The organism is Gemmatimonas sp., assembly GCF_041689975.1.
Lineage (GTDB): Bacteria > Gemmatimonadota > Gemmatimonadetes > Gemmatimonadales > Gemmatimonadaceae > Gemmatimonas.
The window spans coordinates 1-4,733 of sequence record NZ_JBDNFF010000106.1 but is presented as its reverse complement, the minus strand read 5'-3'; the positions used below and the strand labels follow the sequence as shown (position 1 = coordinate 4,733).

Genomic DNA, 4,733 nt, shown 5'->3' with positions numbered 1-4,733 from the left:
GAGCTATGATCTAGCTCGGTTCGTTGGACAGCGACCAGCTTAGATTGAGCCCCTCCGATCCGTCAAGGCTTCGGAGGGGCTCTCTTTGCATCTTGAATCAGGTTTACACACGGTGTACCCTGTTCTGCATGGCGAGAGAGTTCACACACCACGTAACCTTCCGAACACGAGCTACAGAGCAGAGAGAGCTTCTGAGGCTGAAGAATACGTTCGGCGAAGAAGGCGGGTGGGGTGCGACCTTCCGGTGGCTCCTCGAGCAGCCCGAAGTCAAGCAGGTCGTCCAGGAGCGATTGAATGAGATGTCGCCGGCCGGGGCCGACGGGATGTGGGGGATCGAGCGCAGCGTCCCCGTCGGCGATCGCTAAAGCCCGAGGTTGCTGCGGAGCAGGTCGCGCAGCACTGAGTTCGGGGTCGTCTCCCGGGCGGCTGCCTCGGCGTCCAGGGCGTCCTTCTCATCGAAGTGCAGGTAGAAACTGTACGTCTGGCCGGAGCGGCGGTCTCGGTCGTTGCGGGCGTCAGGGTCAGCGGGCATGTTATGACGATAGACGAACCGACACCGGTACGTCATCTGGGTCGCCGCCGTGGGCCGGGCAGTACGGCTTGCAGGCGCAGTAGTCGCACAGCGCTGACGTCGACGTCTTGAACGAATCGGTCTCGCACGCCTTCACGATCGAATCCCGAACCGCCAGGATTTTGCGCTCGGTCGCCTTCACCGATTGCACGCTCGGCACACGCTTGATCGACACCTTCTTGTCTAGGTACAGCAGCCCGACCCCGGCAGGCATCACCCCCAACTCGATGTTCACCATCACGGCGTAGAACTCGAGCCCGAGCGTCGCCTTCGCTTCGTACTGCTTCATCGGCGCCTTGCCGCTCTTGTAGTCCCACACGATCAGCCCGAAATTGTCCCGGTCCTCGATGAGGTCGATGATGCCGCGCAGGATCCAGCCGTCGAGTTCCACCTCGAGCCGCAGCTCGGTCGAGTGGACGTCCAGCGTTTGCAGCGGCAGCATGTCGAACGCTCGTGGTGTCACGCGTCGGCACTTGGCGTCGAAGTCCTTCAACTGCTCCTTGGTGAGCGACAGGTAGTCCGGGTCGTCGCGAACCTCGACGAGAGCCTGCTCGACTTCGGCCGCCAGTCGCTCCACCGTCCTCTCTGGCCCGGGCAGATTCATCAGCTTCTCGAGGGCGGCGTGCATCGTCGTGCCGGCCACCGCTGCGGCGTTCGTCCCGCCTGGCAGCTTCTGCATCGTCTCGATGCGGAACTTGAGCGGGCACTGCAGGAACGTCGACATCCGAGACGGGCTGATCGAGTTGGGGACCTCCCAGGTCGTCACTCGAAGATCACGTCCAGCAGCTCGACGACGGAGATCGCTAGCACCACGGCCACAATCGCGCACGCCACCATCAAGGCAAGCACGACGACGGTCCTACGAAGCATCCTGCTGATCCATCACTCGCGACAGCGCCCTGGCGGCTTCACGGAAAGCCGGTGAGCTGGTGGCGTGCTCAGTAAATATTGCCCTCGCCCGATCCGACAGAGTCGGACACAGCAGGCAAACCCCAGAGATCCGCTTGTGGAAGTCGTCGGGCCTGGCGCGATGGATCGCCCGGTCGACCGCCTCGTTGCACGCCGGGGCCACGGTCCGCACGATGTCCGAGTCCGGGTTCATGGCCTCACCCAGATCGTTCCAGTCATGGTCATATCATGCCACGCCTGATGACCTGGCGCCAAAGACCAACTTGGATGGTCGTACCAGTCCGGCGCGAATTTCCCGTCGGTCAACAGCTAGGAGGCCCTGACGCCGATCGCAATGCAATCGACTTGAAGAGACACGTTGCTAACACCAGCGGCGAAAGCAAACCCCTAGATTCAAGAAAGGCCCACTTTGGCCTGGCCGTACCCTCTGCATCTGACCATCATTAGACGGGCGATCCAGTCGTCCCATTCCGGCGGGAACCACGGAGCGTCATCACCCCGAGCGTTTGCATCCGGGTTGCCCTCTAGGAAGCGCTTGACTCGCTGACCGGACACCTCGGTCAACAGCCACTCACGAACCCCGGCAGGCATGTCCATCAAGGTGAGCATCCCGTGGCAGCACTCAGCGACTGACTCAGTTGAACCGTGTTCCCAGGCCCACTCCCATTCCAGCATGGACACGAACACTTCTTGCAGCGTTAGGCCTCCAGCGGGATTGGCTTGACGAACCCCTTCGTCTACAGCTGGGTCAAAGTGCTCGAAGTAAATAATGTAGCCATAGGGGTTTCCGTCAAACACCACGTCAGTCCACTCAATCAACGCCATTGCCGCTACGTGGCTACGAAATGAAGGATCAGGTTGGTCTGCTGACCCGCACGAACATACGCCAGCGATGGCGTCCCATTCGTGCCAGCCGACAGGACCGACACGTCCACCGTCGCAGCGATCTTCCGTGTTACTTCCAACAAGTTGAGTGGCTCGCGCCACCGTGAACACCCCGACTTCGTCGCCGTTACCCTTGAGCTTCCTGTACGCCCCCACTCCGCCACGGTGTGACGGCTGCTCGGAAAGCGAAAGGCTCGGCGGGGCGGGCTGAGGCACTTCAATCGGAACGAACTCGAATGGTGTATCGGGTTCAGTGGTCATGTCGCTCCGCCGTCTTGATGAAGGTCGAAACAATGAACTTGTCGTCGGACAGTGGCACCATTGACTCGTGCGGGTGAGTCCAGTTAGCCGGGAACAGCAGAATCTTTCCCGCCTCGGGCATGACGTACGTGTCGTGCCTTGACAGATACGTCTGCCCGCCAAGATTCACGGTGTTGAGGTAGACGACGACTCCTAGCACTCTCTGGGAATGATCCGGGTCGCCCGCCGCACAGTCCACATGCGAACGGTAGAAACCCTCCCCTTTCGTGTACCGCTGGAACTGGTACCCCGTGTCCTCCAGTTCAATGTCGGTCAACTCCTGCACCAGCGCTTGATACAGCTTGACGGCTCTGCCGATCCCCTGGAATATGCCGTCGTCAATCTCTGCCAGGTCGTACCCGATTGCGCTCAAAGCGTCATGCGACCACGCGCCTTCCCATTGGCAGCCCGGTCGGGGGTTGGGGACGAGGTGGATGTCGGTGGAATGCTTTGACTCCACGTTTAACCCGCCGATCGTCTTGCCAGTGAACCCGATCTCGTCCATGGCGTCCACCACCAGAAGGTGGCTGCGCTCAATGATCCCGTCAGGGAACGCCCCGACGACAGTCATTATCCCGGCAGCCTTATCGCCAACCCACTCGTAGCCGATACCGGGCTCGTTCAGGAAACAGTCGGCGTCCAAGAAGACGCCTGACTCAAGCATGGCAGACAACTTCAGAACTTGATGATGTAGGTGACATTGACGACTCCGAGGGTGGTTGCGTGTTGATGGGTGGAAACGTTGGCTTGATTGGTGACGGTGATCGCGTGCGAATGGTTTGCGTTGATGCCTTCAGTGGTACCTGCGACGTTATGCGCGTGGTTTGCGTTGACGTTGCCCGTCCCGCCCTGGACGTTGTGGGAGTGGTTGGTGTTGATGCCGCCAGTTCCGCCACTCGTGGTGTGAAAGTGGTTGGCGCTGATGCCGGAGGTGTTGGCGGACTTCGTATTCCCGGCGTTGTACGAGTGAGAGTGGTCGGCCGACACATTGCCGGAGTTGGCAGCGAAAGCGTGTCCGTGGTCGGCCGACACGTTGCCAGAGTTGACGTTGAAGCCGTGTGCGTGGTTGGCGTTTTCGAGACCAGAGTTGACATTAAAAGGGTGTCCGTGATTGCCCGATTCGTTGGCCGAGTTGGCCGTGTTGGCGTGAGAGTGCCCAACTGATTCAGCACCCGAGTTCGGGTTGATCGAGCCCGCACGGGTGTTCTGAGTCAGCGGTATCCCCGACAGCATCTGCCCGGCCACACCCGACGGCACGTTGAACGTGGTCGAGCCGTCACCGGCCCCGTATCTCGTACCGATGACCGCAAACAGGCGTGCGAAAGTAGTGCGGTTTATGGCCGCCCCATCGCACTCCACGTACCCGGTCGGGGCGACCACTCCGGTGCCTCCACCAGCCCATGCCAGAATTGTGCCGGTCGGCGGGGAGTTGATCTCCATTTCCAAACGGTTTGCTCTGACGTAGGCGGTGGTCGCTAGCTGTGTCGTGTTGGTCGCTGTGGCTGCGGTTGGCCCCCCAGGAACCCCTGTGAATGTCGGTGAAGCTAGCGGCGCCTTCTCTGTGTCCAGTTCAGCGATCGCCGCCTGGACATTCGTTGCAGTCACGTCACCGACGGGCGTCGAGGTCACACCCGACGCCACGGTCGCCCCTGCTGGCCCCGTTGGACCTGTCGGACCTGTCGGACCTGTCGGACCAGCGACCGTTGACGCTGCGCCCGTGGCACCCGTAGTGCCCGTCGGCCCCGCTGGCCCCGTCGGTCCCGTCGGTCCCGCAACGGTTGACGCGTCGCCAGTGGCGCCTTGCGGTCCTGTCAACCCTGTTGGACCCGCCGCACCCGTGGTGCCTGTTGTGCCCGTCGATCCTGTCGGCCCCGTCGGCCCTGCGACACCCGTGTCGCCCGTGTCACCCGTCGGACCTGCGTCACCAGTCGGTCCCGTTGGGCCTGTCGGACCTGTCGAGCCTGTGTCACCCGTGTCGCCAGTCAGACCCGTGTCACCCGTCGGACCTGTCGAACCCGTCACGCCTATCGGACCCGTCGGACCTGTCGGCCCAGCGACCGTTGACGCT

Annotated in this window: 5 protein-coding genes; all 5 read right to left on the bottom strand. The window is 61.8% G+C overall.

Annotated elements, in window-relative coordinates; genetic code table 11:
* Positions 1–361: 361 nt before the first annotated feature.
* Complete coding sequence (locus ACESNG_RS07280; RefSeq protein ID WP_373068391.1) at positions 362–532, bottom strand: hypothetical protein; 171 nt, start codon at positions 530–532, stop codon at positions 362–364.
* Between the two features lies 1 nt (position 533).
* Positions 534–1,337, bottom strand: coding sequence for a RecB family exonuclease (locus tag ACESNG_RS07275; protein WP_373068389.1), 804 nt, complete (start codon positions 1,335–1,337; stop codon positions 534–536).
* A gap of 536 nt (positions 1,338–1,873) precedes the next feature.
* Complete coding sequence (locus ACESNG_RS07270; protein ID WP_373068387.1) at positions 1,874–2,626, bottom strand: hypothetical protein; 753 nt, start codon at positions 2,624–2,626, stop codon at positions 1,874–1,876.
* The gene (locus ACESNG_RS07265) at positions 2,616–3,329 is read right to left on the bottom strand and encodes a 2OG-Fe(II) oxygenase (RefSeq protein WP_373068385.1); all 714 of its coding nucleotides are present in this window, start codon (positions 3,327–3,329) and stop codon (positions 2,616–2,618) included. Before ACESNG_RS07265 ends, ACESNG_RS07270 begins: the two co-directional genes overlap by 11 nt.
* An 11-nt stretch (positions 3,330–3,340) precedes the next feature.
* Positions 3,341–4,294, bottom strand: coding sequence for a tail fiber protein (locus tag ACESNG_RS07260; RefSeq protein WP_373068383.1), 954 nt, complete (start codon positions 4,292–4,294; stop codon positions 3,341–3,343).
* Positions 4,295–4,733: the final 439 nt, after the last annotated feature.

Bases quoted from the DNA above. Each gene is read 5' to 3' on its own strand.
- ACESNG_RS07280 (WP_373068391.1), bottom strand. From the start codon at position 532: ATGCCCGCTGACCCTGACGCCCGCAACGACCGAGACCGCCGCTCCGGC.
- ACESNG_RS07270 (WP_373068387.1), bottom strand. From the start codon at position 2,626: ATGACCACTGAACCCGATACACCATTCGAGTTCGTTCCGATTGAAGTG.
- ACESNG_RS07265 (WP_373068385.1), bottom strand. From the start codon at position 3,329: ATGCTTGAGTCAGGCGTCTTCTTGGACGCCGACTGTTTCCTGAACGAG.